This is a genomic window from Micromonospora trifolii (genome assembly GCF_050516465.1).
GTDB classification, from domain to species: Bacteria; Actinomycetota; Actinomycetes; order Mycobacteriales; family Micromonosporaceae; genus Micromonospora; species Micromonospora trifolii.
Genome location: NZ_CP191526.1, coordinates 5,450,178 through 5,466,771, shown reverse-complemented (window position 1 = coordinate 5,466,771; position 16,594 = coordinate 5,450,178). Strand labels below are relative to the sequence as shown.

The 16,594-nt window shown below is 72.2% G+C and carries 17 protein-coding genes and 1 pseudogene; 14 read left to right on the top strand and 4 right to left on the bottom strand.

Going from position 1 to position 16,594, the window contains the following annotated elements; genetic code table 11:
* The first annotated feature begins 16 nt into the window (after positions 1–16).
* Positions 17–1,300, top strand: coding sequence for a sensor histidine kinase (locus ACQRWP_RS25440; protein WP_430498286.1), 1,284 nt, complete (start codon positions 17–19; stop codon positions 1,298–1,300).
* 24 nt (positions 1,301–1,324) lie between these two features.
* On the top strand, positions 1,325–2,008 hold the full coding sequence (locus tag ACQRWP_RS25435; RefSeq protein ID WP_030329696.1) for a response regulator transcription factor: 684 nt from the start codon (positions 1,325–1,327) through the stop codon (positions 2,006–2,008).
* An 82-nt stretch (positions 2,009–2,090) separates the two neighbouring features.
* Here the strand turns inward: ACQRWP_RS25435 and ACQRWP_RS25430 are convergent, their stop codons facing one another.
* Positions 2,091–2,888: a hypothetical protein gene (locus ACQRWP_RS25430; protein WP_430503287.1), complete on the bottom strand. Its 798-nt coding sequence runs from the start codon at positions 2,886–2,888 to the stop codon at positions 2,091–2,093.
* Between the two features lie 80 nt (positions 2,889–2,968).
* On the opposite strand from ACQRWP_RS25430, the gene ACQRWP_RS25425 reads away from it, so the two are divergent.
* Together ACQRWP_RS25425 and ACQRWP_RS25420 are read left to right on the top strand one after the other, a co-directional pair.
* Positions 2,969–3,913 carry a Ppx/GppA phosphatase family protein gene (locus ACQRWP_RS25425; protein WP_430498284.1) on the top strand — a complete coding sequence of 315 codons (945 nt, stop codon included), beginning with the start codon at positions 2,969–2,971 and terminating at the stop codon, positions 3,911–3,913.
* Between the two features lie 75 nt (positions 3,914–3,988).
* Positions 3,989–4,795 carry a sugar phosphate isomerase/epimerase family protein gene (locus tag ACQRWP_RS25420; RefSeq protein ID WP_091402756.1) on the top strand — a complete coding sequence of 269 codons (807 nt, stop codon included), beginning with the start codon at positions 3,989–3,991 and terminating at the stop codon, positions 4,793–4,795.
* A gap of 28 nt (positions 4,796–4,823) precedes the next feature.
* Here ACQRWP_RS25420 and ACQRWP_RS25415 read toward each other — a convergent pair whose 3' ends face one another.
* The 3 genes from ACQRWP_RS25415 to ACQRWP_RS25405 are packed head-to-tail and all read right to left on the bottom strand — an operon-like array spanning position 4,824 to position 6,871.
* Entirely contained in the window at positions 4,824–5,411 is a 588-nt protein-coding gene (locus ACQRWP_RS25415; protein ID WP_091402753.1) for a CGNR zinc finger domain-containing protein, read from the bottom strand.
* Positions 5,412–5,430: 19 nt separating this feature from the next.
* On the bottom strand, positions 5,431–6,597 hold the full coding sequence (locus ACQRWP_RS25410; protein ID WP_430498281.1) for a glutathionylspermidine synthase family protein: 1,167 nt from the start codon (positions 6,595–6,597) through the stop codon (positions 5,431–5,433).
* A 1-nt stretch (position 6,598) separates the two neighbouring features.
* A complete protein-coding gene (locus ACQRWP_RS25405) occupies positions 6,599–6,871 on the bottom strand; it encodes a hypothetical protein (RefSeq protein WP_225855034.1) in 273 nt (90 codons plus the stop codon).
* Positions 6,872–6,977: 106 nt separating this feature from the next.
* Here ACQRWP_RS25405 and ACQRWP_RS25400 point away from each other — a divergent pair, with 106 nt between their 5' ends.
* The 10 genes and pseudogenes from ACQRWP_RS25400 (at position 6,978) to ACQRWP_RS25355 (ending at position 16,344) form a co-directional block, all read left to right on the top strand.
* A complete protein-coding gene (locus tag ACQRWP_RS25400) occupies positions 6,978–7,898 on the top strand; it encodes a proline dehydrogenase family protein (protein ID WP_430498279.1) in 921 nt (306 codons plus the stop codon).
* Between the two features lie 106 nt (positions 7,899–8,004).
* Positions 8,005–8,805 (top strand): alpha/beta fold hydrolase, encoded by an 801-nt coding sequence (locus tag ACQRWP_RS25395; RefSeq protein ID WP_430498277.1) that lies wholly within the window; start codon positions 8,005–8,007, stop codon positions 8,803–8,805.
* Positions 8,798–9,373, top strand: a complete 576-nt coding sequence (locus tag ACQRWP_RS25390) for a TetR/AcrR family transcriptional regulator (protein ID WP_430498275.1) — start codon at positions 8,798–8,800, stop codon at positions 9,371–9,373. The genes ACQRWP_RS25395 and ACQRWP_RS25390 overlap by 8 nt, the downstream gene beginning before the upstream one ends.
* Positions 9,374–9,441: 68 nt before the next feature.
* Positions 9,442–10,731, top strand: coding sequence for a hypothetical protein (locus ACQRWP_RS25385; RefSeq protein ID WP_430498273.1), 1,290 nt, complete (start codon positions 9,442–9,444; stop codon positions 10,729–10,731).
* A 79-nt stretch (positions 10,732–10,810) separates the two neighbouring features.
* Positions 10,811–12,166, top strand: a complete 1,356-nt coding sequence (locus ACQRWP_RS25380) for an efflux RND transporter periplasmic adaptor subunit (RefSeq protein WP_430503286.1) — start codon at positions 10,811–10,813, stop codon at positions 12,164–12,166.
* Positions 12,163–13,074: pseudogene (locus ACQRWP_RS25375) on the top strand (ABC transporter ATP-binding protein); the annotation flags it as partial. The gene ACQRWP_RS25380 and the pseudogene ACQRWP_RS25375, both read left to right, overlap by 4 nt.
* Before the next feature lie 92 nt (positions 13,075–13,166).
* Positions 13,167–14,351: an ABC transporter permease gene (locus ACQRWP_RS25370; protein WP_091402733.1), complete on the top strand. Its 1,185-nt coding sequence runs from the start codon at positions 13,167–13,169 to the stop codon at positions 14,349–14,351.
* Positions 14,352–14,563: 212 nt separating this feature from the next.
* A complete protein-coding gene (locus ACQRWP_RS25365; protein ID WP_007465625.1) occupies positions 14,564–14,773 on the top strand; it encodes a helix-turn-helix domain-containing protein in 210 nt (69 codons plus the stop codon).
* A gap of 270 nt (positions 14,774–15,043) precedes the next feature.
* Entirely contained in the window at positions 15,044–15,145 is a 102-nt protein-coding gene (locus ACQRWP_RS25360; protein ID WP_007465623.1) for a 30S ribosomal protein bS22, read from the top strand.
* Positions 15,146–15,267: 122 nt separating this feature from the next.
* Positions 15,268–16,344: an NAD-dependent epimerase/dehydratase family protein gene (locus ACQRWP_RS25355; RefSeq protein ID WP_430498268.1), complete on the top strand. Its 1,077-nt coding sequence runs from the start codon at positions 15,268–15,270 to the stop codon at positions 16,342–16,344.
* Positions 16,345–16,594: the final 250 nt, after the last annotated feature.

Sequence of the window (16,594 nt, the reverse complement as noted above, 5' to 3'; positions counted from 1 at the left end):
ACCCTACGATCGCCGGGTGGAGTGGGCGGTGGCGGTCGTGGTGGCCCTGGCGTTGGTGGCCGGGATGGCCGCCGGTCTGCTGCTGCCCCGGTTCCTGCCGAGGCGGGACGGTCACTCCACGTCGACGGGGAGCGTCAGCTTCCGCTGGAGCAGGGGGAGGCCCGCGATAGCCGACGAGCAGCAGGTCGGGCTCGGCCGCCGGACGATCGACTCACTCCGGGCCGGTGTCGTGGTCCTGGACAACGACGACGTCCCCGTGCTGATCAACCCGGCGGCCCGCGCGATGGGGCTTCTGCGTACCGGCAGCACCCCTGGCTCAATCGCCGCGCACCCGCTGATCCGTACCCTTGCCGGCCAGGTGCGACGGACTGGCGTGCGACGCGAGATCGAGCTGGACCTGCCCCGAGGTCGCGACAGCGCGGGGGAGAACCCGCTCGGCGTGCACCTGCGGGCGATGGGTCTCGGCAACGGCTTCATCGCGGTCGAGGCGGTCGACGTGACCGAGTCGCACCGGCTGACCCGGGTACGACGCGACTTCGTGGCCAACGTGAGCCACGAGCTGAAGACCCCGATCGGGGCCCTGCAACTGCTCGCCGAGGCGTTGCTGGACGCGACCGAGCCGGCCACCGCCGCGGCACCCGACCTCTCCGAGGACCTGGTGGCCGCCCGCCGGTTCGCCGAACGGATCCAACACGAGTCGACCCGGCTGGGTCGGCTGGTGCAGGAGTTGCTGGAGCTGACCCGGTTGCAGGGGGCTGAGCCGCAGCCGCCACCCGAGCCGGTCGCGCTGGACTGGGTGATCGCCGAGGTGGTCGACCGGACCCGCACCACGGCCTCCGCCCGGGGTGTCGCGGTGACCGTGGACGGGGCGCGTGGTCTCACCGCGTACGGCAGCGACTCCCAACTCGCCACGGCGGTGGCGAACCTGGTGGAGAACGCCATCAACTACTCGGGCGAGGACACCACGGTGCGGGTGACCCTCCGCGGTGACGACGAGCACGTCGAGGTCGCCGTCGCTGACCAGGGCATCGGTATCGCCCCCACCGACGTCGACCGGATCTTCGAGCGGTTCTACCGGGCCGACCAGGCCCGCTCGCGTGCCACCGGCGGCACCGGGCTCGGTCTGGCGATCGTGAAACACATTGCGAGCAACCATGGCGGACGGGTCGAGGTGTCGAGCACTCTTGGTGGTGGATCGACGTTCACCCTCCGGCTGCCCGCCAGTCCACCGGATGACCTCCTGGCGACACTGCCGCCGGTTGGGATCGAGTCCGGTCCGACTGGGCTACGGCAGGTCTGACAGCAAATGGAAAGGAAATCCCCGTTGAGCCGCGTTCTCGTGGTCGAGGACGAGGAGTCGTTCTCCGACGCCTTGTCGTACATGCTCCGTAAGGAGGGCTTTGAGGTTTCGGTCGCCGCGACCGGCACCGACGCCCTCACCGAGTTCGACCGGACCGGCGCCGACATCGTGCTGCTCGACCTGATGTTGCCCGAGATGTCGGGGACCGAGGTCTGCCGGCAGTTGCGGCAGCGCTCCGCCGTGCCGATCATCATGGTCACCGCCCGGGACAGCGAGATCGACAAGGTGGTCGGGCTGGAGATCGGCGCCGACGACTACGTCACGAAGCCGTACTCGCCGCGGGAACTGGTCGCCCGGATCCGGGCGGTGCTGCGCCGGCAGAGCCCGGAGGTGGCCGAGGCGGGTGCGCCGACGCTGGCCGCCGGGCCGGTGCGGATGGACATCGAGCGGCATGTGGTGACCGTCGACGGCGGGGCCGTGCAGCTGCCGCTGAAGGAGTTCGAGCTTCTGGAGCTGCTGCTGCGCAACGCGGGCCGGGTGCTCACCCGCGGCCAGCTCATCGACCGGGTCTGGGGCGCCGACTACGTCGGTGACACCAAGACGCTGGACGTGCACGTCAAGCGGCTGCGCTCCAAGATCGAGCCGGAGCCGTCCGCGCCGCGTTTCATCGTGACCGTCCGGGGTCTGGGCTACAAGTTCGAGCCGTGATCGGCGTACCCGAAGGGGGTCTGCGTTCGACGCAGGCCCCCTTCGGCCTGTCCGCGGAAGCGTCGCAGCCAGTGCGAGACCGCTAGACCTCGTCGGCGGGGTGCGGGGCGATCATGCCCTGCTTCGTTCTGGTCGCGCACAGCTCGGCCAGCCGCTCGTACGCGGCAGCGCCGATCAGGGCGGTCAGCTCCGGCCCGTACGACAGGTACATCGGCTCGGCGCCGACGTGCGCGTCCGTCGAGGAGGTGCACCACCAGTCCAGGTCGTGCCCGCCAGCTCCCCAGCCCCGCCGGTCGAACTCGGACAGCGTGGAGACCAGCACCTTGCTGTTGTCCGGTCGCTTCACCCAGTCCTGATCCCGACGGATCGGCAGCTGCCAACAGACGTCCGGCTTGTATTCCAACGGGTGCACCCCGTCGCGCAGCGCCTGGGCGTGCAGGGCGCAACCGCCACCGCCGGCGAAGTCGGCGTCGTTGAGGAACACGCACGGCCCGTCGGCGCCCTGGGTGGCGGTACGGCGGGCCGGGTTCTTGCCGTCGATGGTGTCCTCGTCGGTCCAGTTCTTGAACCCGCGCCGGAAATGCTGCCAGGTCGACGGGGTGAGCCGCCGGACCGCGTTGCGAACCCGCTTCTCGTCGTCCGAGTCGGTGAAGAACGCCCCGTGCGAGCAGCAACCGTCGGCGGCCCGGCCGGCGATGATGCCGTGGCAGCCCTTGCCGAAGATGCAGGTCCAGCGGGAGAGCAACCAGGTCAGGTCGGCCCGGATCAGGTGCGTCTCGTCGGCCGGGTCGGTGAACTCGATCCACTCCCGAGGGAAGTCCAGGGGCACCTCGCGGCTTCGCGGGTCACCCGGGTCGTCCACCAGCACACGGAGCTCCATCGTCACTCGGCCCAGCGTACGCGCGGTGACGACCGCAGGCCGGTGAGCCGCGCAAACGTGTTGCGCCTAGGGTCATCACCATGCGACTGGGTGTCCTCGACGTCGGATCCAACACGGTGCATCTCCTTGTGGTGGACGCGCACCACGGCGCGCACCCGTGGCCGGCGCACTCCGAGAAGGTGGTGCTCCGGCTGGCCGAGCAGATCGGCCCCGACGGTGCGCTGACCGAGGCGGGTGCGGACGGCCTGGTCAAGGCGGTCGGCATGGCCAAGGCGGCGGCCGCAGGGCTGGAGGCCGACGACCTGATCGCTTTCGCCACGTCCGCGGTGCGCGACGCCACCAACGCGGCCGAGGTGCTGGCCCGGGTCCGGGACGAGACCGGCGTACGCCTGGCTGTGCTCTCCGGGGCGGACGAGGCGCGCTCGACGTTCCTGGCCGTACGGCGGTGGTTCGGCTGGTCGGCGGGCCGGCTGCTGGTGCTGGACATCGGTGGCGGCTCGTTGGAGATCGCCGCCGGCATCGACGAGGACCCGGACGTCGCGGTCTCCCTGCCGCTCGGGGCCGGTCGACTGACCCGGGAGCGGCTGCGGGTCGATCCGTCCAGTGCGGCCCCGCCGTCGATGGAGGCCGTCGAGAAGCTTCGGGAGTACGTGGACGGCCGGCTGGACAAGGTCGTCGACCAGATCACCCAGGTTGGCTGGGACCGGACGGTGGCCACCTCGAAGACGTTCCGCACCCTGGCTCGACTGGCCGGGGCCGCTCCGTCCGGTGCTGGGCTGTGGGTGCGACGCAGCCTGACCCGGGCCGGCTTGCGGCAGGTCATCGGCTTCATCCGGCACATCCCACCGGCGCAGTTGATGGAGTTGGAGGGGGTCAGCGCGGGTCGGGCCCACCAGTTGCTGGCCGGCGCCGTGGTCGCCGAGGCGGTGATGCGCCGCCTGGATCTGGACTCGCTGGACATCTGCCCGTGGGCGCTGCGGGAGGGTGTCATTCTCCGCCGGCTCGATCAACTCGAACCGATCTGATCGGGCGGCCGTTTTCGGTCGGTTTGCCGGCGCTCGTCACGATGCCCCCGGCGCTGCCGGGCTACGCTGGCTGATGTGACTTCCCGCGTTCCCGTGCTTTTGTCCAGCTCGTCGGTCTTTCCCGAGCCGACCGCGGCGGCGTTCCAACTGGCCGCGGCGCTCGGCTACGACGGCGTCGAGGTGATGGTCTGGACCGACGTGGTCAGCCAGGACGCGGGCGCGCTGCGCGGCCTCTCCACGCACTACGACGTGCCGGTGCTCTCGGTGCACGCGCCCTGCCTGCTGGTCACCCAGCGGGTGTGGAGCCCGGACCCGTGGGAGCGGCTGCGCAAGGCCGCCGAGCTGGCTGAGACGCTGGGCGCGCCGACCGTCGTGGTGCACCCACCGTTCACCTGGCAGCGCGACTACGCGCGCAACTTCGCCGAGGGTCTGGCCACCGTCGCGGACCGGTTCACCGGGCTGCGCTTCGCTGTGGAGAACATGTACCCGGTGCGGATGGCGGGTCGGCAGTTCGTCCCGTACGTGCCCGGCTGGGACCCGACCGACGCCGGCTACCCGTCGTACACCCTGGATCTGTCGCACTGCGCGGCCTCGCACAGCGACCCCCTGGAGATGGCCGACCGGATGGGCGCCGGGCTGGCGCACGTGCACCTCGGTGACGGCACCGGCGAGGGCCGCGACGAGCACCTGGTGCCCGGGCGCGGCACCCAGCCCTGCGGGGAGCTGCTCTCCTCGCTGGCCGGCCGGGGTTTCACCGGGGCGGTGGCGGTGGAGGTCGCCACCCGGGGCGCGAAGAGCCGCGCGGTGCGCGAGGCGGACCTGCGCGCCGCGCTGGAGTTCGCCCGCCAGCACCTGACCGCGTCGTCACCGGTCGACGCCTGACCCGTCCGCCCACGATCGGGCAGCGGTGTCAGCTGACCGGTGAGAGGGAATCGGCGGCGGAGGTCGGCTGCGGGGCGACCGTCACCTGCTCGCCGACCGCCGCCCGCTTACGGGCCCGGTGCGCGGCGACGTGCGAGCGGGTGGCGCAGCGCTCCGAGCAGAACCGCCGGCAGCAGTTGGACGACGTGTCCAGGTAGACGTTGCCGCACCGCTCGTCGGCGCAGACCCCGAACCGGGCGCTGCCGTACTCGCAGAGCCAGACCGACAGCCCCCAGACCGCGCCGGCCAGGTATTCGGCACTGACCGAGGCACCCCGACTGGTCACGTGCATGTGCCAGTCGCTCGAGTCGTGCCCGGAGATGCGCGGCTGCACCGGGAACGCCTCAAGCAGCGCGTTCAGCTCGGTGACCGCCTGGGCGTCCCGCCCCGAGGTGCCGTACTCGAAGACGTCGCGCAACCGTTTCTGCGCCCGGCGGAAAATCGCCACGTCCCGATCCGCGACCTCGTCGCGCATCCAGGCGTTCTCGTCGGGGAAGAGGGCCCGCAGGTCGTCGAGGTCGTCCAGGCGGGCGTTGACCAGGTCAACGCCGGTCCGGGCGTACGCGTCGAAGTTCACGCCCCCAACGGTAGACGACTCAGCGGGTGCGCGGCGCGTCGATGTAGTGCGGCAGGAACCGCGCGTAACCGTCGGTGATCAGACTCGCGCTCTCCCGCACACCCACGCCGGCCGATTCGCCGTCGACGATCCAGCTGCCCAGCACCATCCGGTTGCCGGCGAACTGCGGCAACGCCCGGAACTCCTGGTAGCACCAGCCCTCGTCGCCGTAGATGCCCGGGTTGGTGATCTCCTCATCGGCGGTGACGATGCGTACCGACCCGCCCTCGCGGCCGAGCAGTGGCTTGGCGACGTACTCCGCCATGCCGCGCGGCGAGTCGAGGTACGCCGGGAGCAGGTACTCGTGGCCGGGGTACAGCTCCCAGAGGACCGCGAGCAGCGCCTTGTTGGAGAGCAGCAGTTTCCAGGCCGGTTCGATCCAGGTTGTCGGGGTGCCCGGGGCCAGGGCCGCCGCCCCGTACGGCTCGGCCAGCATCCACTCCCACGGGTAGAGCTTGAAGCAGGTGGTCACCGGGTTGTCGTCGGCGTCGACGAAGCGTCGGCCGTCCCAGCCGATCTCCTGGATGGGCTGGAGCTCGACGCTGAGGCCGGCCTGGCGGGCGGTCTCGGCGAGGTAGCCGGCGGTCATGTGGTCCTCGCCGGACTCCTCCTCGTTCGACCAGAGCACGTGCACCCGGGGGTCGTGCAGCCCGGCCCCGATCTTCGCCCAGGCGCCGACCAGCCGCTCGTGCAGGCTGTTCCACTGGTCCAGCTCCGGCCGGGTCTGCTCCAGCCAGTACCACTGGATGATGCTCGCCTCGACCAACGCGGTGGGGGTGTCCGCGTTGTACTCCAACATCTTCGGGGGCCAGGTGCCGTCGTACGCGAGGTCGAAGCGCCCGTACAGGGTCGGTGGCGCCTCCCGCAGCGACCGGGCCACCGCCTCGGCCGCCCACTCCGGGATGCCGAACTCGGCGTACCGGCGCTGCGCCACCACGTGCTCGGCGGCGGCCACCGACATCCGGTGCAGCTCCTCGGTGGCCTCCTCCAGCCGCAGCACCTCGTCCAGGTCGAAGGCGTACGCGGCGGTCTCGTCCCAGTACGACATGATCCCGCCGTCGGGCAGCTCGGTGTCGACGTAGACCAGCCCCTGGGACCGGATGGTGGCGTCCCAGTCGGGTCGCGGCGTGACCGTCTCGCGGCGCACCTCAGCCGCCGCAGGCGGCGAGGTGGGTGCCGAATCCGCCGCGTTCGGGCAGGGCCGCGGTGGTCGGCTCCGGGGCGGTGCGACCGGCGGCCGGGTCGGTGACCCGCATCGCCAGCGCGACGGTGTCACCGCCGCCGACCGGCCCGAGGGCGCAGTCGTCGTCATCGTCGTCGTCCGAGGTCATGTTGCAGCCGGAGAGGGCGAGCGCGAGAGCGGTGAGCGCGCCGAGCTGCACGGAGGCCGAGCGGAGTCGGCGGCGGGGGCGTTGGTCCACGGCATCGTTGTAGCCGATCGACGCCACCGCCGCCGCCCCGCCCCCATGTCGAGGTGGCCCGGCCGCCCCTCGGCGGGGCCCCTGGCAGGGGCGTTACGCTCGGCTCATGCTCCGTTCCGTCATCCTCGCCGCCTCCCGGTCATCCCAGGTCGAGCGGCTCGTCGCGACTGCCCCGTACACCCGGGACGTCGTCCGCCGGTTCGTCGCCGGCGCCGCCACCGAAGACGCGTTGCGCGCGACCCGCGGGCTCGTCGACGACGGCCTCGCGGTCACCCTCGACCACCTCGGTGAGGACACCGTCCGCCCCGAGCAGGCCACCGCCACCCGGGACGAATACCTGAAACTGCTGAAGATGCTCGGCGATGCGGGGCTCACCCCGGCCGCCGAGGTGAGCGTGAAGCTCTCCGCCCTCGGCCAGATGTTCGACGAGCAGTTGGCGTACGACAACGCGCGGGCGATCTGCGCGGCGGCCGACGCGGCGGGCACCACTGTCACCCTGGACATGGAGGACCACACCACCACCGACTCGACGTTGGAGGTGCTGAGCCGGCTGCGCAAGGACTTCCCGTCGACCGGCGCGGTGCTCCAGGCGTACCTGCGCCGGACCGAGTCGGACTGCCGGGAGCTCTCCTCGGCCGGGTCGCGGGTGCGGCTGTGCAAGGGCGCCTACAAGGAGCCGGAGTCGGTGGCGTACCAGTCGGCCCGTGAGGTGGACAAGTCGTACGTGCGCTGCATGAACATCCTGATGTCCGGCGACGGGTACCCGATGCTGGCCACCCACGACCCGCGGATGATCGCGATCGGTGAGGACCGGGCCCGGTGGTTCGACCGGGGGCCGGAGCGCTTCGAGTTCCAGATGCTCTACGGCATCCGCCCCGAGGAGCAGGCCCGGCTGGCCGGCGACGGCTACACCGTGCGCACGTACGTCCCGTACGGCGACGAGTGGTACGGCTACCTGATGCGCCGGCTCGCCGAGCGCCCCGCCAACCTGGTCTTCTTCGGCCGTGCCCTGATCTCCAAGAAATAGTTTCTCCGGTTCGGCCGACGGGCCGGCGGCGACCCCTCGGGTCACCGTCGGCCTGTTTCGCGTATCCGGCTTGCCAACGCTGGCTAAGTGTCTTAGCTTTAAGGCTATGAGAACTAGCCACGTGCGGCGGAACGGCGGACACATCGCGTACGAGGTGCAGGGCGAAGGGCCGTTGGTAGTCCTCGCGCACGGCATGGGCGAGAACAGGGCGAGCTTCCGGCACCTCGTGCCACTGCTGGTGGCCGCCGGTCACCGGGTCGCCTCGGTCGACGTCCGGGGGCACGGCGAGTCCAGCGCCGGCTGGCCCACGTACGCCCCGGCGGAGGTCGGCGCGGACCTGCTGGCCGTGGTCCGGGACCTCGACGCCGGTCCGGCCGTGCTGGTCGGCAGCTCGTCCGCCGCGGCGGCGGTGGTCTTCGCCGCCACCGACGCGCCCGAGCTGGTCACCGGCATCGTGCAGATCGGTGCGTTCGTCGGTCAGCCGAAGCTCAACCCGCTGCTGCGGATGGCGATGTGGTCCGTGCTGCACAGCCCTCGACTGTTCGGGATGTTCCACAACACCCTGTTCCCGGTGCACCGACCCGCCGACGACGCCGCCTACCGCCGCTCGATGGTGACCAACCTGCGCGAGCCCGGCCGGATGGCCGCGACGCGCGGCGTGATCGCACCGGCCGAACCGCACTGGACCGCCCGCGCCCCGCAGGTGCGGCAACCCGTGCTGGTGCTGATGGGGTCCAAGGACCCGGACTTCCCCGACCCCGGAGCCGAGGCGCGAGCCGCCCGGCGGCTCTTCGGCACCGCCGAGGCCCGGATGATCGAGGAGTCCGGCCACTACCCGCACGCCGACCAGCCGCAGCGCACCGCCGAGCAGTTGCTCGGCTTCCTGGCGGTGTGCACCGGTGCCTAGGGTCGGCCTCAACCAGCAGACAGTCGTACGGGAGGCGGCCCGGCTGGCTGACGAGGTCGGCTTCCAGCAGCTCACCCTCGCCGCGCTCGCCAGCCGGCTCGGGGTGGCGCTGCCCAGCCTCTACAAGCACGTGCGGGGGGCGGACGCGCTGGCCCAGAAACTGGCCGCCCTGGCCACCGCCGAGCTGGCCAACGAGATGACCACCGCCGCCGTCGGCCGCTCCGGTGGCGACGCGCTCCGGGCCATGGCGGACGCCTACCGTGACTACGCCCTCCGGCACCCCGGCCGCTACCCGGCTACGCAGCGGGTGCCCGACCCGGCCGACCCGGAACACGTCGAGGCGGGCGAACGCGCCGTCGGTGCCATCTTCGCGGTGCTGCGCGGGTACGGGCTCACCGGCGACGACGCGGTGGACGCGACCCGCGCGCTGCGCAGCGCCCTGCACGGATTCGTGACCCTGGAGGCCGCGGGCGGCTTCGGCCTGCCCCGCGACGTCGACCGCTCGTACCACCAGTTGGTCGCGAGCATGGACATCTCGTTCCGCTCCTGGCCGCGCACCGGCGGGTGAGCGATCGGCCGGGCGATCGGCCCGGGGCGGCCTCGCCGCATCCAGGTAGTGGTCGTACCCTTCGGCGGGTGACTGACGAGGTGCAGCAGCCAGCACCACGGCGGCTCTGGCCGCTGTGGACGGTGCTCGTGGTGGTCGTCCTGCTGCTGGGCTGCGGCCTGCCGGCTGCGCTCGTCGTCGGAGTGATCCGGGAGACAGACTCGCGCCCCACGGTCAGCCGGGTCGGCGCCTCGGCGGCCGACGACCCGGCCACCGCCGTGGCCCGCGGGCTGTCCGACCGGATCACCGCCCAGCTCCACAAGCAGTCCGCCGCACTCCTCGGCGGTGACCGCGCCGGTTTCCTCGCCGTCGCCGATTCCGCCGCCCACAACGACCTGCGCCGACGCTTCGCCGCACTACGCGAGCTCAAGGTGACCGGCTGGCGGGCCGAGCCGAGTGGCTTGCCCGTGCCGATCATCGGCAAGCCCGGCGAGTGGCGGCTGCTGGTGCGCTTCCAGTACTGCTTCGTCACGCCGAACTGCCGGCCCAGCCCGGTGCTGATCGGCACCCGGTGGCGGGAGAACGGCGACCAGCCCCGGATGGTCGCCATGGAGGAATCCAAGTCGGTGGAGACCGGCACCCGACCGTGGGAGATCAGCGACCTGGCGGTCGCCGTCGGCGCGCGGACCATCGTCGCCACCACCCCGGCGCTGCGCGGAAAGCTGCCCGGCCTGCTCGCACAGGCCGAGGCGGCGGCGAAGGTCGCCGACGGGTACGCGGTGACCGGCTCACCGCCGGACCGGTACCGGATCTTCTACGCCGGTCGCACCGAGTGGCAGCGCTGGTACGGCGGGGAGCGCCCGGAATGGACCGGCGGTTACGCGGTGACCGTGGGCGGCGGCCACCACGAGGTGGTGCTCAACGCCGAAGGGCTCTCCAACAGCGGCACCGACGACCTGCTGCGGCACGAGCTGACCCACGCGGCGTCGTTGCCGGAGCGCGGCTACCCGGGCAAGCTCACCTGGTGGTTGGTCGAGGGCCTGGCCGAGTTCGCCGGTGCCGGCGGCCAGGCGGTCGACCGGTACGAGGGGATCGCCGACGTGCGCAAGATGGTCCGGGGCGGCTGGGACGGCAAGTTGGAGGGCGTCAACCCCGCCGACGATGCCTCCGCCGAACGGGTCGCCGCCAGCTACGGCATCGGCTACCTGGCCGTTCGGCACCTCGTCGACCGGTACGGGCCGCTGCGGCTGCTCACCTTCTTCAAGACCGTGGTGCACGATGGCAGGAGCATCGACGCGGCCTCCGAGAAGGCGTTCGGTGAGCAGTGGTCGACGCTGCACGACGAGTGCGTGGCGTACGTCCGCGCCACCGCCGCCTGACGCAGCTCGGAGGCGGTGCGGCGGTGCGCCGTACCATCGATGGGTGCGCCGTCCTCAGTCGTCACGGCCCGCCAGCACCATGCGGCCCCGCCTGCTCATCGCCCTGACCGCCGTCGTCGTCCTCACCGCCACCTCCGCCGCCTCCTGCGGCGACGAAGGCCCCGATCTCGCGCTGGCGTCGGCCGCCCGCAACCCGGTCACCGAGGTGATCGACGCACCGGCCACGGTGACCGCCCGCGCCGCCGCCACCCTCACCGCTCCCGCCGACGGCACCCTGTCCAGCCTGCGCGTCCAACCTGGACAGCGGGTCAAGCGCGGTCAGGTGCTGGCCGTGGTCGACTCACCGAACGCGCAACAGCGTCTCCGTCAGGCCAAGGAGGCACTGGCCGCCGCGAAGCGCGCCGGTCGAGGCGTCGGAGCGGGCAGCCTGACCAGCAGCCGGCGTGGCACCGACAAGGCCGCCGACGAGGCGTTCGACGCGGCCCGGAAGGCCGCTGAGAAGATCGCCGACCCGCAACTGCGCGACGCGCTGCTGACCCAGGTGACGTCCGCGCAACGCCAGTACGCGGCCGCCGCGCGCAGCGCCGACCAGGCGGTCCGCGCGGTGCAGCGGGGGATCAACGGGTTGAGCTCCGCCGTCGGCGCGCTCTCCGCGGCGCAACGGCTCCAGGCCCAGCAGGCGTACGACCTGGCGAAGGCGACCGTCGACGCGCTGACCCTGCGGGCCCCGATCGCCGGGGTGGTGCAGCCCGGCGGCACCCGGGCCGGCGGTGGCGCGAATGCCGGTCTGGCCGGGCTGTTGGAGCAGGCCGGTGGCGCGCAGGCGGCCGGCCTCGATCCGTCCGTGCTGGCCCCCAGCCAGGGTGGGCCGCCGGCCGGCGTGGACGACGCCGTCGCGGTCGGCGGTCAGGTCACCGCCGGCACCCCGGTGCTGACCGTGGTGGACACCGGGCAGTTGGGTCTGCTCGCCGAGGTGGACGAGACCGACGTGTTGCTGGTCAAGGCCGGCGTGCCGGCCACTGTCGAGTTGGACGCCGTCACCGGCGCCAGTTACGAAGCCACCGTCCGCTCGGTCGACGTGCTGCCCACCAACTCCGCGCAGGGCGGGGTCACCTACCGGGTCCGCCTCGCGCTGGGTGCCGGGAGTTTGGCCGAGGACGAGCCGGCCCCGACGCCCCGCCCCGGCATGAACGCGATCGTGCACCTGCGGGTACGCGAGGCCGTCGACGCGGTGACCGTCCCCGCCTCGGCCGTGTTCTCCGCCGACGGCCGGGACGCGGTCTGGGTGGTCCGTGACGGTAAGGCGGGCCGGGCGCCGGTGACCGTGGGCGTTCAGGGGTCCGACCTGGTGCAGATCCTCAACGGCGTGCAGCCCGGCGACCGGATCGTGGTGCGCGGCGCCGACCAGGTCCGCGACGGCCAGGAAGTCCGGTGACCGAATCCGCCGTCGCCGATCCGCGCGGCGACCGGCCGGCAGGGGAGCGCGTTCCGGCCATCGAGGCGGTGGACGTGTCCCGGACGTACCAGCTCGACGGGGTGTCTGTGGAGGCGCTGCGCGGGGTGTCGCTCACCGTGCAGGCGGGGGACTACGTGGCCCTGGTCGGCCCGTCCGGCTCGGGCAAGTCCACCCTCATGCACCTTCTCGGGGGGCTGGACCGGCCAACCGGTGGCCGCCTGGTGATCGGCGGGCGGGACGTCAACGCTCTCGCACCACCGGAGATGGCGACCCTGCGCAACGAGACGATCGGCTTCGTCTTCCAGGCGTTCCACCTGTTGCCGCGTACCTCGGCGGTGGAGAACGTGGCGTTGCCCCTGGTCTACCGGGGGGTGTCGGCCCGGCAGCGGCGGGAGCGGGCGGCGGCGATGCTGGGCCGGGTCGGCCTCGGGCACCGGCTGGACCACCGTCCCAACCAGATGTCCGGCGGCGAGCAGCAGCGGGTGGCTATCGCCCGCGCGCTGGTCACCGAGCCGACGGTGCTGCTGGCCGACGAACCCACCGGCAACCTGGACAGCGTCACCGGCGCCGCCGTGCTGGAACTGTTGGAACAGTTGAACGCGGAGTCCGGGGTGGCGCTGGTGATGGTCACCCACGACCAGGAGGTGGCGGCCCGCGCCCACCGCCGGATCACCATGCGCGACGGGGTGGTCGTGGCGGACAGCGCCAACCCGCGCTCTGCCCATGATCGACCGCTGTCCGTTGATCACGGTCGACCTGCGACACTGGTCCCCGCTCCCAGCGCGGAGCCCCGGTCCGCGTCCGGAAGCGGTCCGGGGCACCCGTCCGGTGGCTCCGGTGGCGCCGCCGGAGCCACCGGGCGCCTTCCGCGCGAGGTCGAGCGGCCCGAGGCCCACCCACGCGACGCCTTCCCGGGCGATGCCGTTCCGTGCGAGGGCGCTGCGGGCGCGCGCGAGGTCGAGCGGCCCGGAGGTACGGCGTGAGAGTCGCCGAGGCGTGGCGGGTGGCGCTGGACGCCCTGCGGGCCAACCGGCTGCGCAGCGCGCTGACCATGCTCGGGGTGATCATCGGGGTGGCCTCGGTGGTGCTGCTGGTGGCGATCGGCACCGGCACCAAACAGAAGGTCGAACAACAGGTCGAGGGTCTCGGCTCCAACCTGCTGCTGGTCGTACCCGGCCGGATCGAGGTGGGCAACGCGCCGGTCGTCTCGCCGCTGACCCTCAAGGACGTGGACGCCGTCACCCGGGTGGTCGGCGACCCCGATCGGGTGGCGGTCACCGTCGCCTCGGGGGCGACCGCGCGGGCCGGCGCCCGTTCCGACTTCACCACCGTGCAGGGCGTCCTGGAGACGACCCCGGCGGTGTTCACCCGGTCGCTGGCGCGGGGACGCTACCTCACCGGCACCGACGTGGACACCAGCCGACGGGTGGCGGTGCTCGGAGACTCGGTCGCCCGTGCGCTCTTCCCCGACCGGGACCCACTCGGCCAGCAGGTGGCGCTGGCCGGGGTGCGATTCCGGGTGATCGGTGTCTTCGCGCCCCTCGGGCAGAGCCTCGGCGTCGACCGGGACGACGAGGTGCACGTGCCGGTGACCGCCGCGCAACGACTCTGGGGCACCCAGCGGGTCGACGGCATCGCGGTGAAGGCGCCGGACCGGGAGCGGATCGACGAGCTGGGCGAACGGATCGTCGCCGAGTTGAACCGCCGCCACCCGGACACCGAGTTCAGCGCCGTCACGCAGCAGCAGATCCTCGGTGTGCTCGGCGACATCCTCGGTGTCCTCACCGGCGTGCTGGCGGCCATCGCCGGCATCTCGCTGCTCGTCGGCGGCGTCGGCGTCTCCAACATCATGCTGGTCAGCGTCCGGGAGCGGACCCGGGAGATCGGGTTGCGCAAGGCCGTCGGCGCGCGTCCCCGGGACATCGGCGTGCAGTTCCTGCTGGAGGCGGTGCTGCTCACCACGATCGGCGGGCTCACCGGGATGGCGCTGGGCGTGGGAACCGCCCTGCTGGTCGACGCGCTGTCGCCAATTCCGGCGGCGATCACCTGGTGGTCGTTGGCGCTCGCCTTCGGTGTGTCGGCGGTGGTGGGCATCGTCTTCGGGGTGGTTCCCGCGCAGCGCGCCGGCCGTCTCGACCCGGTGGTCGCGCTGCGCACCGAGTGAGCAGCGCCGCAACAACCGGACGACGGACGCGGACGGGCGGATACCGGGAGCGCGGATCGGGTGAACCGACCACCGAAGCATGATCAGTTGCAGGAAGGGATCGCGCCGGTCACAACCGCCCCGCTACCGTACTGGTAACACGCGCGTCGCCGGCCCGGCCCGGAGCATCCGTCGGGTTGGCACGCGCCGGGCATGGGATGGGTCGGTGAGCCATGGCCGGGTCACAGTCCGACGGACGGCTGTCGGAGGTCAAGTTCCTGACCGTCGCGGAGGTGGCGACGGTCATGCGGGTGTCAAAGATGACGGTCTATCGCCTGGTGCACAGCGGTGAGCTCACCGCCGTCCGGGTCGGCCGGTCATTCCGGGTGCCCGAGCATGCGGTGCACGAATATCTCCGGGGTGCCTTTCAGGAGACCGCCTGAGCCACCACCCCGCCCTCCGATCGGCAGCTGACCGGCATCGGTGGGCGTAGGGAGTGAGCTTGCGGGCCCCGCGGTCGCGAACCAGAGGCGGCTGTGACGGGGGCGCGTTGGTCCGGCCGACGCCCTCCGGCTACCCTGGAGCCCGACCGAGACCCCACCGGTGCGCCCCGCCGCCCAGACTGGTCCGGTCCGTTGTCCGCAAGCGGTCGCCGTCGCCACCTGCGTGGTGTCATCCGGTCCGCCCCGCACGTTGTATCGAAAGGCTGTCGTATGGGCTCGGTGGTCAAGAAGCGCCGTAAGCGCATGGCTAAGAAGAAGCACCGCAAGCTGCTGCGCAAGACCCGCGTCCAGCGTCGCCGTCTCGGCAAGTGATCGCCGCCGGGCTCAGTGCCCGGCGTTCGGCGTCGCTTGCCAAACTGTCGACCTCCGGAGGCTCAGGTGATCAGGCCGTGGTCGTCCCGGCTCGGTCCATCCTGCCGGCGTAGGTGCGTCAGATGACCCCCGGTGGCACCTCAGGTGCTCCGGGGGTCGTCGTCGTCACCGGAGTGGGCCGTTACCTGGGTGCCCACGTGGCGGCCCGACTGGCCGCCGACCCGCGCATCGAACGGGTCATCGGGGTCGACGCACCGGACTCGGGCACGGAGTTCACCGACCTGCTGGACCGGGTCGAGCGGATCCGCGTCGACAGCGCTTCGCTCGGTGGCCTCCTCGCCGACCTGGACGTCGACGCGGTGGTGCACCTCGCGCTGGTCACCTCACCCGACCCGCAGCATGGCGGCCGGTCCGGGATGAAGGACCAGAACGTCATCGGCAGCATGCAGATGCTCGCCGCCTGCCAGCGGGCACCCCGACTGCGCAAGCTCGTGGTCCGCTCGTCGACCGCCGCGTACGGGGTGTCGTTCCGGGATCCGGCGGTCTTCACCGAGGAGACCGAACCCCGCGAGGTGCCGCGCGGCGGTTTCGGCCGCGACATCCTCGACCTTGAGGGGTACGTGCGCGGCTTCCGCCGCCGCCGGTCCGACGTCACCGCCACGGTGCTGCGCTTCGCCCCGTTCATCGGCTCGACGGCCGACACCACGTTGACCCGCTACTTCTCGCAGCCGTTCGTGCCGACCGTCTTCGGCCGTGACCCCCGCCTTCAGTTCCTGCACTTCGACGACGCGTTGGAGGTGCTGCACCGGTCGATCGTGGAGGACCATCCCGGCACGTACAACGTCGCCGGTCCCGGGGTGCTGTCGCTGTCCCAGGCGATCCGGCGCGCCGGCCGAGTCGCCGTGCCGGTGCTGGAGCCGGGTCTCTCCGGGGCCGCCGCGCTGGCCCGCACCATGGGTTTCGGCCGCTACGGCCTGGACCAGGTCGACCTCTTCGTGCACGGCCGGGTGGTCGACACCAGCCGGCTTGAGCAGGAGTACGGCTTCACGCCCCGGTCGACCGCCGAGGCGTTCGAGGACTTCATCCGGGCCCATCACGGCGGGGTGGTGGTCACACGGAATCAGCTGGCCGCCGCCGAGCAACTCGTCCTGGACGGCATCCGGCAGGTCCGCTCAGCGGTCCGGGAGCGGTCATCGTGAGCGCGAGGAGTGAGCCGGTCTTGCGAGCCCCGCAGTCGCGAACCGAGGCGGCATCATGAGTGGGCCGGAGGAGGGGCGAGACCCGCAGTCGGTCGGGCGTTTCGACGTACCCGAGCAGGTTCCTCCGCCGGACGCGGAGCCGGCGCGGCGCAACGGACATCGACCGGCCGCGCAGGCCGCCCCGACCCCGACCCCACCGCTGGCCTCGACCGCACCGCCGACCTCGACCTCGACCTCGACCTCGACCTCG

What these genes read in the sequence shown, in the direction of transcription:
- ACQRWP_RS25430 (WP_430503287.1), bottom strand. Translation starts at nt 2,888, where the DNA reads ATGGAGCTCCGTGTGCTGGTGGACGACCCGGGTGACCCGCGAAGCCGC.
- ACQRWP_RS25425 (WP_430498284.1), top strand. Translation starts at nt 2,969, where the DNA reads ATGCGACTGGGTGTCCTCGACGTCGGATCCAACACGGTGCATCTCCTT.
- ACQRWP_RS25400 (WP_430498279.1), top strand. Translation starts at nt 6,978, where the DNA reads ATGCTCCGTTCCGTCATCCTCGCCGCCTCCCGGTCATCCCAGGTCGAG.
- ACQRWP_RS25395 (WP_430498277.1), top strand. Translation starts at nt 8,005, where the DNA reads ATGAGAACTAGCCACGTGCGGCGGAACGGCGGACACATCGCGTACGAG.
- ACQRWP_RS25380 (WP_430503286.1), top strand. Translation starts at nt 10,811, where the DNA reads ATGCGGCCCCGCCTGCTCATCGCCCTGACCGCCGTCGTCGTCCTCACC.
- ACQRWP_RS25365 (WP_007465625.1), top strand. Translation starts at nt 14,564, where the DNA reads ATGGCCGGGTCACAGTCCGACGGACGGCTGTCGGAGGTCAAGTTCCTG.
- ACQRWP_RS25360 (WP_007465623.1), top strand. Translation starts at nt 15,044, where the DNA reads ATGGGCTCGGTGGTCAAGAAGCGCCGTAAGCGCATGGCTAAGAAGAAG.
- ACQRWP_RS25355 (WP_430498268.1), top strand. Translation starts at nt 15,268, where the DNA reads ATGACCCCCGGTGGCACCTCAGGTGCTCCGGGGGTCGTCGTCGTCACC.